14 protein-coding genes are annotated in these 19034 nt (G+C 43.8%); 4 read left to right on the top strand and 10 right to left on the bottom strand.

All coding sequences use genetic code 11. The annotated features are described in order from the left end of the window. Window positions 1–118 precede the first annotated feature (118 nt). The 9 genes from W7W_RS0114475 to miaA all read right to left on the bottom strand — a co-directional run bounded on the left by W7W_RS0114475 (window position 119) and on the right by miaA (window position 13282). Complete coding sequence (locus tag W7W_RS0114475; protein ID WP_010664433.1) at window positions 119–1381, bottom strand: adenylosuccinate synthase; 1263 nt, start codon at window positions 1379–1381, stop codon at window positions 119–121. 138 nt (window positions 1382–1519) lie between these two features. Continuing rightward, complete coding sequence (locus tag W7W_RS0114470) at window positions 1520–1996, bottom strand: Fur family transcriptional regulator (RefSeq protein ID WP_010664432.1); 477 nt, start codon at window positions 1994–1996, stop codon at window positions 1520–1522. A 381-nt stretch (window positions 1997–2377) separates the two neighbouring features. Further along, window positions 2378–4603: a RelA/SpoT family protein gene (locus tag W7W_RS0114465; protein ID WP_010664431.1), complete on the bottom strand. Its 2226-nt coding sequence runs from the start codon at window positions 4601–4603 to the stop codon at window positions 2378–2380. A gap of 83 nt (window positions 4604–4686) precedes the next feature. Then, window positions 4687–5964, bottom strand: a complete 1278-nt coding sequence (locus tag W7W_RS0114460) for a M16 family metallopeptidase (protein WP_010664430.1) — start codon at window positions 5962–5964, stop codon at window positions 4687–4689. Window positions 5965–6150: 186 nt separating this feature from the next. After that, window positions 6151–7395: a M16 family metallopeptidase gene (locus tag W7W_RS0114455; RefSeq protein WP_010664429.1), complete on the bottom strand. Its 1245-nt coding sequence runs from the start codon at window positions 7393–7395 to the stop codon at window positions 6151–6153. After that, the gene (locus tag W7W_RS0114450; RefSeq protein ID WP_010664428.1) at window positions 7392–8345 is read right to left on the bottom strand and encodes an NAD(P)H-dependent flavin oxidoreductase; all 954 of its coding nucleotides are present in this window, start codon (window positions 8343–8345) and stop codon (window positions 7392–7394) included. The genes W7W_RS0114455 and W7W_RS0114450 overlap by 4 nt, the downstream gene beginning before the upstream one ends. A 450-nt stretch (window positions 8346–8795) precedes the next feature. Beyond that, window positions 8796–10427, bottom strand: a complete 1632-nt coding sequence (locus tag W7W_RS0114445; protein WP_010664427.1) for a dipeptidyl-peptidase 3 family protein — start codon at window positions 10425–10427, stop codon at window positions 8796–8798. Window positions 10428–10716: 289 nt separating this feature from the next. Then, window positions 10717–12147: an adenylate/guanylate cyclase domain-containing protein gene (locus W7W_RS0114440; RefSeq protein ID WP_010664426.1), complete on the bottom strand. Its 1431-nt coding sequence runs from the start codon at window positions 12145–12147 to the stop codon at window positions 10717–10719. A gap of 199 nt (window positions 12148–12346) precedes the next feature. Then, window positions 12347–13282, bottom strand: a complete 936-nt coding sequence (gene miaA, locus W7W_RS0114435) for a tRNA (adenosine(37)-N6)-dimethylallyltransferase MiaA (protein ID WP_025006742.1) — start codon at window positions 13280–13282, stop codon at window positions 12347–12349. A gap of 115 nt (window positions 13283–13397) precedes the next feature. Between miaA and W7W_RS0114430 the strand changes: the two genes are divergently transcribed. From W7W_RS0114430 to W7W_RS0114415, 4 genes are all read left to right on the top strand, one after another. Continuing rightward, window positions 13398–13985 carry a Yip1 family protein gene (locus tag W7W_RS0114430; protein WP_010664424.1) on the top strand — a complete coding sequence of 196 codons (588 nt, stop codon included), beginning with the start codon at window positions 13398–13400 and terminating at the stop codon, window positions 13983–13985. Window positions 13986–13987: 2 nt separating this feature from the next. Further along, the gene (gene smpB, locus W7W_RS0114425; RefSeq protein WP_010664423.1) at window positions 13988–14443 is read left to right on the top strand and encodes an SsrA-binding protein SmpB; all 456 of its coding nucleotides are present in this window, start codon (window positions 13988–13990) and stop codon (window positions 14441–14443) included. 554 nt (window positions 14444–14997) lie between these two features. Further along, entirely contained in the window at window positions 14998–15561 is a 564-nt protein-coding gene (locus W7W_RS0114420; RefSeq protein WP_010664422.1) for an RNA polymerase sigma factor, read from the top strand. Further along, entirely contained in the window at window positions 15558–16952 is a 1395-nt protein-coding gene (locus W7W_RS0114415; RefSeq protein WP_025006743.1) for a hypothetical protein, read from the top strand. The genes W7W_RS0114420 and W7W_RS0114415 overlap by 4 nt, the downstream gene beginning before the upstream one ends. A 123-nt stretch (window positions 16953–17075) precedes the next feature. Here the strand turns inward: W7W_RS0114415 and W7W_RS0114410 are convergent, their stop codons facing one another. Beyond that, on the bottom strand, window positions 17076–18782 hold the full coding sequence (locus W7W_RS0114410; protein WP_262492831.1) for an ABC transporter ATP-binding protein: 1707 nt from the start codon (window positions 18780–18782) through the stop codon (window positions 17076–17078). Window positions 18783–19034: the final 252 nt, after the last annotated feature.

Below are 19034 nucleotides of genomic sequence, written 5' to 3'. Positions count from 1 at the left end.
GCAGCTCTCTCAATACATTGAGAAGGCTGCTTTTTTTGATTTTTGTAGTTTAGAAGTTGGTGATTTCAAAGTCAAACCTGACTGTTCACTACCGGCTATTCACTACAAACTATTTTTTCTATTCTCTGACAATCGTCTGTTCTCTGTCGGGGCCCACCGATACGATGGTAATGGGAACTTCCAGTTCATCTTCCAGGAACTTAATGTAATCCTTCAGTTGCTGAGGGAATTCATCCTCCGACTTCAGACTTGTCAGGTCACAGTTCCAACCGGGCAGTTCCTTATACACAGGCTCCAGGTTTTCCGGAAGCTCAAATGGGAATTCTTCTGTAACTGTGTCACCTATTTTGTAAGCAGTGGCAATTTTGATTGTTTCGAAACATCCAAGCACATCACTCTTCATCATAATCAATTTGGTAACACCGTTCACCATAACACTGTACTTAAGCGCTACCAGATCGAGCCATCCGCAACGACGCGGCCGGCCCGTGGTACTGCCAAATTCATGACCGTGTTCACGCATTTTGTCACCATCTTCGTCGAACAGTTCGGTCGGGAAGGGGCCGGATCCCACTCGTGTGCAGTAGGCTTTAAAGATACCGTAAACTTCTCCGATGCTTCGGGGGGATATTCCCATTCCGATACAGGCTCCTGCACAAACAGTATTGGAGGAGGTTACAAACGGATAAGAACCAAAGTCAATATCCAGCAACGTTCCCTGTGCTCCTTCGGCCAAGATGGACTGGCCTCCCTTGAGGTATCGGTTGAGTTCATGTTCACTGTCAATGAGCGTAAATTCTTTCAGGGCTTCAATGCCTTCTTTTAAGCCTTCTTCATAATCTGCCAGATTGTATTCGAAGCCATACATCTTAATCAGTTGCTCATGCTTTTCTTTCAGTGCAGCATATTTCTCTTCAAAGTTGGACAGAATGTCGCCTACGCGAATGCCGTTTCGTCCTGTTTTGTCCATATAAGTGGGGCCGATTCCTTTCAGGGTTGAACCAATCTTGGTTTTTCCTTTAGAGGCCTCTGAGGCAGCGTCCAGAATTCGATGTGTGGGCAAAATCAGGTGGGCTTTTTTGGAAATGAAAAGCGAATTGGTCAGGTCAATGCCCTGGGCTTTGAGGTCGTCAATCTCTTGTTTAAAGATGATAGGATCCAGTACAACACCATTTCCAATGACGTTAATTTTGTCGCCCTGGAAAATCCCCGATGGGATGTTGTGAAGAACAAATTTCTTGTTGTCAAATTCGAGGGTGTGACCGGCGTTTGGGCCGCCCTGAAATCGGGTAATAACATCATATTCCGGGGTTAGAACGTCCACGACTTTTCCTTTCCCTTCGTCGCCCCATTGTAATCCTAATAGAACATCAACCTTCATTATTCCAAGTGTTTGTGATAGTTTGTATTTTGGTCCGGGTTGCCAGACTTTCGTGCAATAAAAATCGGAAGGCCTACCTGTTAGGTTGACATTCCGATGCGTAAAAGTAAACATTAAAAATCGTAAAACCTTGAATTGTCAGGAATTTTTGTTTTGATTCTTTTCCTGTTTTTCCCGACACTCCTTGCACGTACCGTAAACATAGAGAGAATGATGTGCAACGGTGAACTCCAGATTTTTGGATGCATTGTCCAGTACAATTTGAATACTTGGATCACAGAATTCAGTTACTTTGCCACAATTGGTGCAAATAAGATGGTCGTGCTGCTTGGATTCAAAGGCCTTTTCGAACTGAGCAATGTTTTTTCCAAACTGGTGTTTAATCACCAACTTGCAATCCAGTAAAAGGTCAATTGTATTGTACAATGTGGCCCTGCTTACCCGGTAATTTTTGTTTTTCATGAAAATGTATAACGACTCAATGTCGAAATGCCCTTCACGAGAATATATTTCATCCAGGATGGCATAACGTTCCGGGGTTTTGCGGTGACCGTTTTTTTGCAGATACTCTGTGAATATTTGTTTGACCGTTTCTTTGTTTGATGGCCTGCTCATAGCATGTTTCTGTTAATTAAAATGTAACAAATTGACCCTTTGTCATGCAAAGATAAAAATTTTATTTAGAATAAAACCAAATTGAATTAACGAGGCGGTAAGTTGTCAGATTTTGAGTTTCGGTATCCGGGTTTTGGGATGTTCGGAGATGTTTGGGGGCTGTTTAGATCTTTGATGAAGAGATTGGAATGCGATGTATCTGTCCCTGTGTTATCCAGGAAAAAAATCGCATAAAATTAATAATCGACACACTGATAACTTCACGAATCTCAACCCGTGATGGAAATGGTTTGACCTCCTCTATTAGTCATAGGGCGTTGCCCTATACTATTGCTCTCAGGCCGTTGGCCTGTTTGGAATGGCTTCAAAATGGATATATCACTAGTTTCCGTGAATTCTTTCCTGACGGGTGACGTTGTGCAATCCCTTTATTCTCATTAGATTGAATATCAGGTTGTTGAGGTCTTCCGTGTTGTGAATGTATATATAGATGGTTCCTTCAAAAATGCCATCATGACTCTCTACATGGATAGATCGCATATTAACGGTCTGATCTTCCGAAATGACTTTGGTAATTTTACTGACGATGCCAATCTGATCGATGCCTGACAGGTTGATGACAGCCAGAAATGATAAAATTTTATGTGACTCCCATTCGGCTGATACGATGCGATTTCCCTGGCTTGACATCAGGCGGATGGCTACCGGGCACTTACGGCTGTGCAGAATCAGCTTATCGTCCTGATCGAGGTATCCTACCACATCGTCACCCGGAATGGGATTGCAACACGGAGCGATGATGTATTCTTCTGTTTCCATATCGTCGGAGACCACCATCTGTGTTTTTTTACTCTCCTTGCCGATGTTCTTCTTTCCGCCTTTCAGGTTGTTTTTTCCGAAAGATAAACGCCAGTAGCGAATCCATTTATTGGCTGTTTTATCGCTGAGGATTTTATTCAGGTTTTCGAGGTTGATGACCCCTTTTCCTATTTTAAAATAGAGCTCTTCTTTATTTGGGAGATTGTAATAGGTCTGAAGTTTTTTCAGGATCTTGGCATTGGTTGTCAGTTTCTTCTCATTCAGTGCCTCTTCCAGTTTTTGTTCTCCTCTGTGTATGATGCCCTTTCTCTCTTTTTTAAAGGCGTCTTTAATTCTTGTTTTTGCTTTTGCTGTGGTCACAAAATTTATCCAGTCGTATTTTGGTTTTTGTTTCTCAGAAGTAAGAATCTCCACCTGGTCACCACTTTTCAGCTCATAACTGATTGGAACCAGCTTGTAATTAACTTTTGCGCCGATACACTTGTATCCCAGTTCGGTGTGAATCTCAAACGCCAGGTCGAGAGCTGTGGCTCCTTTGGGCATCACTTTTACGTCACCTTTTGGAGTGAACAGCATTATTTCCTGGGTGAAGAGATTCAGTTTAAAATCGTCCAGAAATTCCAGCGAGTCGGAATCCGGATTGTCGAGCACCTCACGAATGCGTTGCAACCAATTGTCCAATTCGGATTCTTTTTCATTGGCCCCTTTGTATTTCCAATGCGCAGCAAATCCTTTTTCGGCAATTTCGTCCATTCGTTCGGTGCGAATCTGAATTTCTATCCAGTTACCTTCAGGGCCCATCAGAGTTGCATGAAGCGCTTCATATCCGTTTGCTTTCGGAGTACTTACCCAATCGCGCAGCCGATCGGGTTTTGGTTTGTAAATATCGGTTATCAGCGAATAAATGGTCCAGCATTGTGCTTTTTCCGGTATTCCCTCTTTGGGCGTAAAAACAATTCGAATGGCCAGCAAATCATAAATCTCCTCGAACGGAATTTGTTTGCGTTGCATTTTCCGCCAGATGGAATAGATGGATTTGGGTCGTCCTTTCAGGTCAAAGTCATATCCTTCTCTCGACAGACGCTCAATGATGGGGAGCGAGAATCTGGTGATCAGGTGTTGGGTTTTGTCCTTGTAATCTTCCAGTTTGGCTGAAATCTCTTCAAATATCTTCGGGTGTTCATATTTGAACGCCAGATCTTCCAGTTCCGATTTTATGGAGTAAAGTCCCAGCCGGTGAGCCAGGGGGGCATACATGTAGAGGGTTTCGCCGGCAATTTTCAGGCGTTTGTGCTCAGGCATGGAATCCAGAGTACGCATATTGTGAAGCCTGTCCGCCAGCTTGATAAGGATAACCCTGATGTCCTCCACCATGGTCAGGAGCAATTTTCGGAAATTCTCTGCCTGTTTCGACTGCGTCTGGTCAAAAACCCCTTCCAGTTTAGTCAGGCCGTCCACGATATCGGCAACTTTTTTACCAAAAATACCTTCAATGTCTTCAAGGGTGTAATCGGTATCTTCGACTACATCGTGCAGCAATGCAGCAGCAACACCTTTTGCTCCCAGTCCAATTTCATCAGCAACAATACGGGCCACTGCCAGCGGATGAAGAATGTATAATTCTCCCGACTTTCGTCTTACCCCTCGGTGGGCTTCGTTAGCCAGTTCAAACGCTTTTTGGATAAGTCGTTTTGCCTCAGCGCTCTGGCACCGGGGGCACAATTCCAGCAGCTCGTTGAACTGTTGCTTAATCTCTTGTTCTTCTGATATTTTTGGTTGTTCACTCATATCGGCTGTTTACCTGTCGGGCCTAAAATAATGAATATAATGGTAAAATAGTATTTGAATGAGAGGTATTTTTATCCGAAAAATTATATGCCTGCTGTTACGATCCTGAAATCTTCCGGCTTCAGGTATTTGGTTGCCAAATCTTTTATTTGGGAAGATGAAATATTTCGTATTGTTGAAATCATCTTTTCATAAAACCCGAAATCCATGTCATATTCCTGAAGTGTGCGGTAAATATCTGCTGTAGAAAATGGGCCGTCGAAATTGCGCAGCAGTTCTCCCATCATATAACGTTTTACCATATTGAGCTCATCATCCGGGACCAGATGCGTTTGCAGTATTCTGAACTCTTCAAAGATGGCATCGATGGCCTTTTCCCGACTTTCGCCGGCCACTTCGCTGCTTATACCCCAGATGCCGCTTTGCTTCAGAGGCATGATAAAAGAACCAATTCCATAGGTAAGTCCTTTTTCTTCACGTACAGAGGTCATCAGTCGTGAGCCAAAATAACCGCCCAGCAGGGTGTTGAGGATTTGAAGAGGAATAAAGTCGGGATGATGATTGTTGAAAAGAGGCCGTCCGATGCGAATGGCTGTTTGCATGGCTCCCTCTTTTTTGAGGTGTAATGTTTTGTCGGTTAAGGGGCTTACTTCCGGGATCTGTGGCTCCGCTTCGATATGTTTCTGAGGGGTTTGCCCGAAATAGTTGTTAAGTAAAGGGATGAGCTTATCACCCGGTAGACCTGCCACAAAAATCCGCGCCATTTCCGGACGATAGTGACTGGAATGAAACTCTCTGAGTTGTGAAAGACTGATGGTGTCGAAGTGCTCCTTTTTCAGTTGCTTCCCGTAAGGATGCTCTGCTCCAAAAATGGTTTCACTAAATGCCCGGGAGGCGATGGTTTTAACTTTTTCTCCCTCAAAAACAAACTCTTCATATTTTTTTTGAAGATAAAGGTCGTATTCATGTTCCGGGAACGATGGCCGGGTAATGATTTCATGCACAATTTCCAGCATTTGTGGCAGGTGACGTGTAAGGCACAGAAGAGTAAATACGGTATTGTGATGATAGGTCTGTGAGTTGAGATAAGCCCCCAAAAAATCAATCTTCTCAGATATTTCCACAGACGACTTGGTTAAAGTCCCTTCCTGCATCAGGTTGGCGGTGGTGGAGGCAATCAACGGGATGCCTGCCTGGATGGCCCCGGCTGGGAATTCGATGTCTATCTTGGTGACTTCCTGGCTCCCGGCTCTGAGTATGGAAACAGGCACCCCGTTGTTTAATTGGTGCTGCTCAACAGGCAGAAAATCAATTTTCTCGATGTCTCTAAATTCAGGGGCACTGGTTGTGATTGATGCCATATGGGATGTTGTTCTTTAAGTGATTGTTAATTTGAGGCTGAGGTTAAGGTTGAAAGGGTGTTAAAATGTTGATTATATACATTTTAAGTTGAAGTGCTGTTTGGATAGAAAAGAGAACTTTTTTAAGACTCCGGTTCTCTTAACCTCATCCTTAACCTTAGTGCTTTTGAAAAGAGGTTGCCTCTATCATTCTTTTTTCCTGGGTAAATAATAAAGTGTTGAGCAGTTTTCCGGAGCAAATACCTTTTTGGCAACTGTTTTTATATCCTCTACGGTCACTGCCCGGTAATGTTCAGGTTCTCTATTGATCTCCTCTGCATCGCCCAATAATTCAAATTGTGACAGATTCATGGCTTTATTGAGGTAGTGGATTTCACCGAACACCAGGTTCGATTCTATTTTGTTTTTAACTTTTTGTAATTCATAATCCCCCGGACCTTCATTGGCCAGAATGGTTAGTTCATGTAAGATGGCATTTTCGGCCTTTTCCATGGAAACCTCAGGCATCAGGCGTCCTGTGACGGTAAACAATCCGGGGTCGCGGTCGCCTGCAATGTAGGCATTCACATCCGAGAAAAGCCGCTGTTCTTTGATTAGGGATTGGAATAACCGTGCCGACGGGCCATTGGAGAGAATGTCGGACAACAAATCGTTTGCATAAAAATCCTGATCGGTTCTGCGCCCGTTGTGAAATACCATATGAACCATGGGGGCGGGTACATCTCTTTCTACGGTGAGGTGTCTGGCCTGTGTCTGAGGTGGTTCCTGAGGCAGGTCTCTTTTCTGAATATGTCGGGATTTCAGAGGCCCAAACCATTTCTCTGCAAGTCGGAATGCCTCCTGGGGAGTTACATTGCCGGCCACCGATAAAACAGCATTGTTTGGGGCGTAGTGTTTGTAGAAGAACTCCTTTACATCCTCCAGCGTTGCCTGTTCAATGTGTTTAATGTCCTTTCCGATGGTTGGCCATCGGTAGGGGTGAACTTTATATGCCAGGTCTCTGATTAAAAGAGGAATGTCTCCGTAAGGTTGATTCAGATACCGCTGCTTGAACTCTTCGATGACCACTTTACGCTGAACTTCCAGACTTTTTTCGGAGAAATCGAGTTCATTCATGCGGTCGGCTTCCAGCCAAAATGCCGTTTCCAGATTGGTGGCCGGAAGGGTCACATAATAGTTGGTGAAATCGTTGCTGGTCCATGCGTTGTTTTCTCCCCCCACATTTTGCACCGGGGTGTCGTACGACGGGATACTATGCGTGCCGCCAAACATCAGATGCTCAAAAAGGTGGGCAAATCCGGTTTTGTCGGGAGCTTCATCTCTGGCTCCAACGTCGTACAGGAGGTTAACCGCTACCATTGGGGTGGTATTGTCGGGGTGCACCACAACACGCAAGCCGTTGGAAAGTGTATGTTTAAAATATTCTATCATCTACAGATTCTTTTTTTTGTGTCCTGAAATTCTTCAAGCAGCGATGTCATAATCCGGCTTACCGGCTTTATCTCTTTTACAAGAGCTGCCACCTGACCAATCTCCAGTTCTCCTTCGTTCAGTTCTCCTTCAAAGATTCCTTTTTTAGCCCGTCCCCGTCCCAATAATTCTTTCAGTTCTTCGGGGGAGGCGCCTCTGTGTTGTGCTTCTTCTACCAGTTTAAAAAAGTGGTTTTTTAGAAGTCGTACAGGTGCCAGCTGTTTTAGGGTGAGCATGGTATCTCCTTCTTTGGAATTTACAGCAGTCTCTTTAAATGCAGTGTGAGCGGAGGATTCTTCCGATAGTGCAAAGAGGGAGCCTATCTGAACTGCATCTGCTCCAAGAGCCATGGCGGCCATTATTTGCTGTCCGCTCCCGATTCCTCCTGCGGCTATTAGTGGGAGGGAGGTAACCTTTCGTGCCAGAGGAATCAGATTCATGGTTGTGGTTTCCTCACGGCCTTCATGCCCACCTGCTTCGAATCCTTCGGCAACAATGGCGTCCACTCCGGCATCTTCACATTTTTTTGCCAGTCGCGAATTGGCAATTACATGAGCCACTTTGATGCCGTGATCTTTCAGGAAGGGGGTCCATTTTGCCGGGCTACCTGCTGAGGTGAAGACTATTTTTACTTCTTCTTCCACGATGACCTGCATCAGTTGTTCAATATCGGGGTAGAGTAGGGGAACATTAACTCCCCAGGGCTTTTGTGTGGCCTTTTTCATTTTTTGTATGTGCTCTCTGAGAACTTCCGGGTACATACTGCCGGCTCCCAAGAGCCCCAATCCGCCATTGTTGCTCACAGCAGAGGCCAGCCGCCATCCGCTGCACCACACCATTCCTCCCTGAATCACAGGGATGTCGATGTTGAATAATTCATTTATACGGTTGTTCGAGAAAGTGTTTTGCATTTTATATGTTTTGTTTTACAAAAAACCTGTTGACTTGCATGCCAACAGGTTTTGTTTTATTCGGCATCTACTGCCTATTTGGTTTCTGTCCATAAAGTACCACTTGCGTCCCCGAAGGATCGGGGCAGGCTGTTACGCTTGCCGCCAAAATACTCATTTACGATTAGTAAACTCCGTTTTTGGCGGCTTCGCAAGCCTAGCAATTGGCACTTTCTGACCAGAAACAGGACTAGAAACAAGTTTTGCTTAATTTATGGACAGACTCAATTTAGTGCCTGTCTATAAACTTAGTAAAGTTTCTCAAGTTCGCTGTGTCTGTTCAGAAGGTTTCGTTTACAAGGCTTGCCATTAGCGGAAATGCGGAGTTTACTTGAGTAAATGAGCAATTTCCGCTTAAGTTGTAACGCAGTAAACGGGACTTTATGGACAGACACTTACTATTCACTATTCTTACTCCAAACCAATAACCCCGGGGCCTTGTTCAAAAACGATGTCCACGGGAATTCCGGCATTGTTGATTTTGTCCAGATCTTTCTGAAGCTCCGGTCCGGTTTGTCCCATTGTCTCAATCATGGTCAGCGCTTTGTTATAATCTCCGTTACCCTGAAGTACCAAAATCTCCTCAGAAAGTCGATTCATAGCCTGTTTCATCTTTTCAAAATCGATGCGGTAGGTTTCCGATTCACTGTCTTTGTCAAAGGCTCCCTGCTCCAGGAAATAATTGAAGCGAATCATATTGGCCTTTCCGTGGGCACTTCCGGCACCAAAACGGACCGACCGGAAAATTCCTGCCATAAAGGTTACGTAGTTGGTCATCAAGTCTTTATCTTTCAATTCCCCTGTCTCTGCTAGTTGTGTAACAATGTAAAGTCCGAGAATATCAGCCTTGCTTTCTTCAATGGCCGAAGCCGTTTCTTTGAGGGCTTCTCTTACTGTTCCTTTACCATTGATGGTTTCTTTAATGCCTAAGCCGTGGGCTACTTCATGAAACATGGTGTTTTCAAAAAAGGCATCAAAATCGATGTATTTTCTTTGAGAGGGATGAATGACAATATTGCTGATGGGAACCAGTATTTTTTCAAATTTGGCCTGCATACTGTTTTTAAGTTGCAGTTTGCGGCTTCCTTTTTTCATCTGGACGTCCGGGTCGTTGGGCAGATTGATGGCAATGGTTTTGCTGGCTGCATTGCAGTCGCCTGCGTAATAAATTGCATCATACACATTCAGATCCGACTCACTACCGGGTGTTTCGGTTTTGTATTCAGGGTCCGCAGGGAGGTTTTCCTGAAGTAGGGGCAACAGAGCTGCAAATCGCTCAAGTCGGGCCGACCAGGCAGTATCTTTAATCAGGATGTAGGCTTCAAAAGCTGTCTTCGTGCCTAAAAGACGGTCTTCATAAGTTTCTATGGGACCAACCACGAAATCGACGAGGTTATCTTTCATATCCATCCAGCACATATCGCTTTTGTAGTAATCGCCCGATAAGAGTGCATCGGCCCTTGCGTTCAGGTATTTCTGAAATGCCTCACTGTCGGCGAGAGTAGCAGCCTGGCGAAGATAATCGGCAGCAAGAGTAAGTTCTTTATTCCATTTTTTGTGATAGGGAACTACCATTAACTTTCCTATGCCATTCCGTTCAATGATGGTGTATTGGTTGGCTTTATCGTGATTGGGAAGTTGGTTGAACTCCTCCATGGTCATATCTTTGGGGTATAATTTTGAGCCCAGCGGTTTTGGTCCAATTCCCTTAATGAAAGGCTTATGGTTGTTTAGCCGGTCCCAGGGGCCGTAATTGATTTCGGTATATCTGCGCAAATCCGGATTGTCAATATTGCTGAGTAACGTTTCTTTGCCTCCCCAGGTCTGTTCCCAGAACAAATCGTCCATGATGTCGGCAGCTTTAAAAAGCAGGGGCAACATCTCTTTTTGGTTGGCAGATAAAATACTCAGATCGGTGGTGAGTGGGAAAGACTCGTAGGCATTTACTTTTTCAGCAACATTCGGAATGTTTGCTTCATACTTATTGTTTTGGCACGCAGCAAGAAGTGCGACAACCAAAAGAACCGGGATATACCGTTTCATTTGTTTCGGTTTTGAGGATTATGTAATGCGGCTCAAAGGTAAGCATATTTTGAGAATGAAACGAGCATGACCAGGCAATCCACAGAGAACATATATAGTATCCATTTATGCAGGTTCCATCCGACTTTAAATTAAAACCTTATTTCAAGTGTTTTTTCCCATTCTGCTTCGCCGGGGTTTTTAACCGTAACTACTGCTACGCTTTTCAAACCCCGTCTGGCATAAAGAAAAAAATTACATAAAATATAAGTAAACCAACTAAATAACTGACACACGAGAGCGAAGCGGTTTATTTTTCAATGTTGATATCCGCTGTTTTGTTATTGATGAGGTGTTTTAGACGTTCAATTTGTTGTTGTTTGTTTACTTCTCTGAGATTTTGAGCTGTTTTGGTGAAATACTGATGATTCCTGATAAACCTAAGCTGCATCTCATTCCATTCCTGCCATGAGCCAATCATCTCTCGTTCTCTCAACTCGCGGTAAAGGGTGTTGGATACGGGAATGAAATCGGTACGTCCCAGGTAATCCAGATCAGAATCACACATTACTTCTTCCATTTTATCCTGCGGGTTTGGAGGCAGCTTGGTGGCCATAATCAGCCGACAGATGGAGTTGATTCTTTCCTGAGAAAAATTGTACCGGGGCAATATTTGTTTAGCAAGCAGAGTGCCCTGATGTTCATGGTGTTTGTAATCCATTATATGACCGGCGTCGTGGAACAGGGCGGCAACTTTCAGAAGCAGGATTTCTTCCTCGTTTAATCCCTCTGCCCAACCGATGAGTTCCACCTCAGTCACCACATCTACTGTGTGTTTTACATTGTGATAAAAAAGGTTGGATGGTAAGTTTTTTTCGAGAAGGTCCAGTATTTTCTCCTGAATGTCCATGAATTGAATGTCTCCGTATTTGGTGTAAAAAGAGTCATTGGCTTCAAACGGGTTACCCTCTGCGCGCAGGTTTTCATTCAGTCCATTGATCAGAAACATATTCAGGGCACCTTTGTACTTTACCGGCATTGAGCCCAGGTGACTGATGTTAAAAAACTCTTTCACCAGTTCGTAAGTCATTTCTGACATGTTAATTTTCCCAGGAGGGCATGCTTCTCCCAGCCGGCATGTGACATTAATATTGTCGCCGCTGATGGAGGACGGATTGTGTTGCTTCTGTGCATCAATAGCCAGGACGGGGCCTGTGTGGATTCCCATTTTGACTTTCCAGAAAGGGGCTTCCTCTGTGGCGGGAGATAAATTGCTCACGGCTGCCTGCATTTTATTGGCAGCCAGTGTGATATTGATAGGATTGGTTCGGTATTCATTGTTTAAACCAGCAGCGAAGAGGATGTTGTCGCCAAAACTTTTAATTTTGGAAATATTATACTCTTCAGCCACTTTATCGATGGAAATGTATATTTCATCAAGAATGTCAATCAGTCCGGATTGATCCTGCATCTGGGACAGGTTTTCGAATCCGCCCACAGAGATGTACAAAAGAGAAACGGTACGCAGATGTTCAACTTTTTTTCCCTGCTTGCGGGCTATGATATCCCGTGAGGGAGCCTCACCTGTTTCATTGAAACGTGTGAGCAGTTCGTTGAACTTATCATTTTGTTGTTGGATCTGGGAATAGCGGCCCACAAGATTGTGAAGTTGGGCATTCAACTCTTTATTGCGGTTGGCCAGGTGCGTAATCCGATTGATATATTCGCTGATATTATCCATGCAGCTTCGCTGTTATTTATTTAAATAGTACAGTTGATGGACCCAAAAAGTTGCACTTAGGTGCGGTTTTTTTATGTCATCCAGTGAATTAAGTGGAGGGGATTTGTCTCTGTGTTTGTGCTGCAGGGTTTACGGCGAAAGGAATTAAAGGTGTTTTGATGTTTGATGAATGGTGTTTTTTTTCTGATATACGTATAACTTACTTTTGATTTGCGACTAATAAATTCAAAATGCTTTTCACGTTTTCATGAATATCATTTTTTGCATCAACCCAGTGTATTTTGTGGCCTTTTCGTTCCATGCCCCTGAACCAGGTCATTTGCCGCTTGGCAAATTGGTGAATGGCGATGTTCAGGCTTTCAAACATCTCCTTTTTTGAAATCAGGCCTGTTACATATCGGGTAACGAATTTGTATTCCAGACCATAATAAATCAGATCTTCCGGGTTGATCCCGTCTTGTATCAATTGCTCCACCTCTTCAATCATACCCTGCTCCAGTCGGTCTTTCAATCTTTTAGTGATTTTTTCACGTCTTAAATTCCGGTTGATGTTTACCCCGACAAGCAATGGATTTATTTTTGGAAGTTCCACCTCTATTTCCGGACGGTTTTGGTAATAGGTTTCAATCTCAATACTGCGAACAGCTCTTTTTACGGTATCAGTATCGGTGGTGTTGTGAAGTTTTTTGAAAGATGCCAGAATGGTGGAGAGTTCCTGCAGGCTTTTATTCTTTAGCTGCTCCCGAAGTTCGTGATTGGGAGGCACATGAACCATTTTGTATCGGTCCAGAACAGCCTGTATATACAATCCTGTTCCTCCGCACATTACAGGGAACTTATCCCGTTCTTTGATTTCTTCAAAGACACGAAAAAAGTCATTTTGATATTCATAAACATTGTATTTGTATCCGGGTTCCCGGATGTCAATGAGATGTGCAGGGATGCGCGTATTTTGTACAAGATAATCGTCATAATCTTTTCCAGTGCCCAAATCCATTTTGCGATAGACCTGTCTGCTGTCGGCACTGATAATTTCACCATCCAGTTCGCAGGCCAGCAGTGATGCAAGCCTGGTTTTTCCGCTGGCAGTGGGGCCGGTGATGACCACTAAATCGTATGCTGTGGATTTTCTCATGCATCAAAAATAGCAAAAAAAGAAATCAGGACTGTTTTTACCTGACCAAATCCAGAATTGTGTTATGGAATTTTATTTTTTTAATTTTGCAGAGTTGTACCAATAAAAATTTCGAATGGAAGCAAAACAACCGGTGAATACTATTCAGATGTACCGTAACCTGGGAGAGAGGATCAAGGGTTTGGTGGTGAGTCCGGGCGCTGAGTGGCAGAAAATTCACAGGGAGAGTACCACATTCAATGATATACTGGGAAATTTTGCCCTTCCTCTGATAGGCCTGGTTGCATTGGGGACTTTCTTGTCTCACATGATTAATCAGCAGGCTTTTATATTTGAATTTGCCCTGAAGAAAGCGATTATGATATTTACCGCTCTTTTTGGAGGTACTTTTCTTTCATGGTTTCTGGTTTATAAGCTGATGAAGTATTTCCGGATGGTTACTTCACGTGAACTGGCAGCCAAACTGACCATTTACAGTTCAGCACCATTATATGTGGTCTCGTTGGTTTCGGTACTGATACCTGAATTCTTTTTCGTGCACATTTTTGTGCTTTACAGTTTGTATCTTTGTTATATTGGAGTTCGTGGTCCGGCAGGTCCACCTCCTGAGCGGCAACTGGCATTTGCATTTTTTGTTTTTGTGGCACTGGTAATCATTCCCTACCTGCTTCGAATTGTATTGTTTTATCTGATAACTGTTTGAATATGTCGGCAACCCGAATAAATATAAAGAATAAAAGAGCATATTTTGATTACGAAATCATCGAAAAATATGTGGCCGGTATTCAGTTGTCCGGAACCGAGATTAAGTCTATTCGTGCCGGTCGTGCCGGTGTGGTGGATTCCTATTGTTATTTTGTACGGGGCGAATTGTGGGTGAAAGGAATCAATATTTCAGAATATTTCTATGGTACTTTCAACAACCATATGCCCACTCGTGAGCGTAAACTTCTTTTGAATAAAAAAGAGTTGTATAAGCTGGAGCGAAAAACCAAGGAGTCAGGGCTTACCATTATTCCTCTGCGGATGTTTGTGAATGATCGTGGTTTTGCAAAATTGGAAATAGGGCTGGCTAAAGGTAAAAAGCAGCATGATAAACGTGAAACTCTGAAGGCTAAAGACTCCAAAAGAGAATTGGACCGGGTGAAGAAGAGTTTTTAGAGGGCTTTCGCCCATGCAGGGCTCCGTTTTGACCGTTTTTTTAACATGGGGCGTTGCCCCATGCTGGTGCTTGTGCCCCTTCAGGGCGCATTCCCTACATCGTTACAAAACTATTTTTCATCGTGGTTTGAGATTCGTGAAGTCAAGAATTACATTTCCTTGTGGTAATAACCTTTTGAGGAATAATAAATATTTCCAAAATGAAACCATCCCAAACAGGCCAACGGCCTGGGAGCAATAGCCTAGGGCAACGCCCTATGGTTGATGGAGGTAATTAAATCGGAGCCCTGAAGGGGCGAAAGCTTCTCTTTGTAATAGTCGGTGAATTCCTCATCCGAAACAACTTTTTACCGTAATCCATTTTTCTCCTCACGCAACCTTTCCGTATTTATTTCATCTAAGGATCAATGAAGAGAATTGAGCGCACGCTCTTTCCTGTAATAGATTGATTGCATTAAATTTGTAAACAGTTTACAAACACTCTACATTTATCTGATAATCTGCAGATATTTGTTTTAGTTCAGAATTGCAGGGAAAATCAGAAAGTAATATTTGTGTCCGGACAACTTGATATATACGAAATAGTTGCAGCGTGCCAAAAAGGTGATAGGAGTGCTCAAAAGGCACTTTATGAACTTTTTGCATCCAAAATGATGGGGGTATGTATGCGGTATGCTTCCAACCGGGAATCAGCTGAAGATTTTTTACAGGATGGTTTTATCCGGGTTTTTGACAATATCGAAAAGTTTCGTTTCGAAGGTTCTTTTGAGGGTTGGATGCGAAGAGTGATTGTGAATATGATCATTGAATCTTTCCGGAAGAGAAGAATTGAAACAGAGCTTACGGATGAATTTCCTGACAACGAGGGGGAAGATCCGGGAGAGATTGCAGAAAATCAGGTCCCTTCGCTGGGGGATTTGCTGGCACTTGTTCAGCAGTTGCCAGAACGCTACCGGATGGTTTTTAACCTTTATGTCCTGGAGGAGAGAACCCATGAGCAGATTGCTGAAGAGTTGGAAATTTCTGTTGGTACCAGTAAGTCTAATTTATCGAGAGCCCGGAAATGGCTTCAGGAAAGGTTGAAAAATGCAAAGAAAATGGAGGCTGCCAAAATATGATGATGTCTGAAGAACATACAGATAATTTATTTAAAGAACTCGACCGGTTTGATATTCAGCCATCAGAGCAGGTGTGGGCCAATATTGATGCACGATTGGGTCAGAAGAAAAAAAGAGTGGTTCCCCTGTTTTGGCGATGGGGAATGGCTGCTTCAGTATTATTGCTTGCCGGCTTGTTTTTGTGGATGCCCGGGGAGGAGTTGCGTGAGACGGCCCACCTGACAGGTAATCAAAATGCATCAGAAAATAGAGCGTTGCAACCGTCGATGAAAAAGACCGAAGACCTCGAAAGTTCAGAAGAGGTTGTGGCGGCGTTATCAGGTCCGGAGAGTTATGAATTCCCGGAAGTGTCTGGCAAAACTGAAGAAAAAATAAAAAAATCTGACGAGCCCGTTGATGCTCAGCTTCTGTTGGCATTGTCTTCAGAACCGGTGCAGGTAGCTGAAGATGTATTATCCGTAGCTGAAGATCGGCAAAAAAGTGTATTGCAAAAGATTCGTTCCAATACATTTGTAAGACTTTCCGAATCGGCTGTGGAGCCGGGCGAATTAATGAAATTATCCGATAAAAACGTTCCGGAGTATTTTGGGTTAAGCTTGCCACAGCGGGAATTGCCAGAAAAATCCTCAGGAGGTATTGTCCTGAGTGGTGAGTATTCTCCTACCTATGCCTATCGGGATGTATCCGGATCTGCTGCCTCAGGAATGAATGAATCAGGCCTGATGACATCCGGAGGCGGTTTCAATATTGCTGTAAAAATGAATTCGCGCTGGCAAATTGAGACAGGTGTGAAATATGCTATGCTGGGCCAGGAGGTGACTCCGCAAACTGAGATGAGAAGTGTTTATGGGATGGCGGATTTTTCTGCGGAAAACAGTGTGACTTTGCAGGAAGTTCAACTCAATAACTCACTTGGTGTTATTGAGCGGGATGTTTCTCCTGCAATAAATTCTGATGTCAGGGAATTTCAAAATGTTTCCAATGCAATTGTGGAGATGAAATCAGAAACTTCTTTTGCTGATGAGTCTTCTGTTTTGGAGCAAAATCTCAGTTATTTGCAAGTTCCTTTTACCTTAAGATACCAATTACTTCAGCAGGGACCGGTTCTGTTATCACTTGCTGGAGGGGTAGGAGCCAACTGGCTGGTGGACAATGCCGCCTATCTGGAGATGGGGGGACAACGGCAAAATGTTGGACAAACCGGCGGTGTTGCGGGGTTAAGTTTTAGTACACATGCCGGAGTTGCTGTGTCCGTTCCGCTGTACAGAGGGTTGGGTATCAGGATGGAGCCGCGGGTGAACTATTTTTTGTCGGATATTAGTGAGGATGCACCCGGCAAATTCCGGCCCTATTCTTTCGGGGTGTTTACGGGGTTGTTTTATGAGTGGTAATGAGCTGATGAACTGATGAGGTAGTTGGTCAGTAAGTATCAGTTCTCATTTATTCCTTGATAATTGATCATTAATAACTGGTAATTGGTAACTGGTAATTGATCATTGGTAATTGATAATTAATCATTGCTTCAGCGATTCTACCATATTGTAAAATGTTCCTTCTTTCTGCAACAACTCCTCATAATGGCCCTCTTCCACAATCAGATGTCCATCGAGAACAATAATCCTGTCGGCCATTTTGATGGTGGAGAGTCGGTGACTGATGATGACAGCTGTTCGGTTTTCGGTAATGGTCTTGATGTATTTCAGCAGCTTGGCTTCCGAAAAAGCATCCAAGGCACTGGTAGGTTCATCCAGCAAAACAATTTGTGACTTGTTGAAGAAGGAGCGGGCAAGTGCTAATCGCTGCCATTGTCCGGGACTCAGTTGTTCGCTCTCTTCGAACAGGGTTCCAAGTGTTGTTTCGTAACCTTTATCAAATTCAGCAATAATGTCGTGGATTCCTGCCTGTCGTGCTGCATCCGTTATTTTATCGTCTGAGGATTCACGCCTTACATTTCCAAACCAGATATTTTCCCGGGCGGTAACGTTGTAAAGCATGAAATCCTGATAAATCACGCTGATGTTATCCACCCGTTCCTGCCATTTAATGCTGTCAATGGGGATCCCGTCAATCCGGATTTCTCCCTCAACCGGTTTGTAAAGCCCGCAAAGCAGTTTTACCAGAGTGGTTTTTCCTGCACCGTTGATACCTACCAATGCAACTGTTTCTCCGGCATTGACAGAAAAGGAGGCATTGCGCAATACCCATCGGTCATTTACCGGGTAGTGAAACCCCACATTATGAAAACTGACGCCTTCTTTCATGCGGGCAGGGAAGGGGAATCGTTCGTCTTTCCTTATTGGCGGACGGGATTCTCTCAAGTGCAGAAATTCAAACAGATTGTTCAGGAAAAGAGAATCCTCATACAACCCCGAGATACGTCCCAGAAACTCCTGAAGGTAAGCATAGCCCCGCTGCAAGGCCATGAAATAGAGCACCACATCTCCAATAGAGAGTTGTCCCTGAAATGCCCGGTAAGCAATCAGCCCGTAAACTGAAAATACAGCAATGGCCGCTAAAATCTGTACGGCAACCTCTCTGATGGTTTTGCTTTTCAGCATTCGGTACTGCTTCTGTCTCCATTCGTTTTTTTGTTTGTGGTAACGCTTCCTGAAAAGAGGACCAAGATCAAAAGTTCTCAGTTCTTTGGCATATTCTCTGGAAGTCAGCAATCGGTTGTAATAGTTGACCTTTCGCTCCCGATCGGTATTCTCTCTTTTGAAGTTAAAGAGAGACCGGGCATAGCGTAACCGGATAAAAGTAACCGGCAGCGTGACCACCAGTAGCACGATGGAGACTGACCAGTGAACCATCAGCAGAATGCCACCCATCACGATAAGGGTGATGAGGTTTTGTAGTAACCCGATGATGCCGTAAAAGATACGGGATGGTCGGAAAGAGGCTTCATTCAGCGCTCTGAAAAAGACATTCTGATATTTGGGATGTTCAAAAAAACCATAGTCGATGCGTGTGGTTTTGTTGTGGATGAGGTTGTCGAAATAGTCGGAAATCACAAAGGACTGTCGTTCACGAACCAGCGCTCCCAAAGAGGCTGTCAGTGCGTTAGCCAGAAATACTACAGCAGCGATAATCAGAAGTGTTATGAGATGATTTATTGCTTCTTCTCCGTCCGGGTTGGTGGCTACAACCTGGATTTCATCCACCAGTAGTTTTACCAGATAGAGTAATATCAGAGGTAAAATACCTCTCACAAGCAATAACAACCCGTTGAGTAGCGTCCATCCGGGAGAGCTTTTCCAGATGTAACGGAGTATGGTGATTATTTGGCGGTAGTTTTTGATGGTGATTGATTTTAAGACGAAGACGCATTGGCGCCATGGGTTGTTTTAGTTTTTTCAAACTATCCTTGTCCAAAATAATTAATTTAACAGAGCTGTCGGGCTTGTAGGGTGCTGACCTTGGCAGGTAAGCCTAAAAACAAGGTTGTTTTATCGTAAAATCGTCTCTGTTTGAAT

It is taken from the genome of Marinilabilia salmonicolor JCM 21150, assembly GCF_000259075.1.
GTDB classification, from domain to species: Bacteria; Bacteroidota; Bacteroidia; order Bacteroidales; family Marinilabiliaceae; genus Marinilabilia; species Marinilabilia salmonicolor.
Note: the sequence above shows the minus strand (reverse complement) of the source record. Positions and strands in the feature narration are given on the sequence as shown.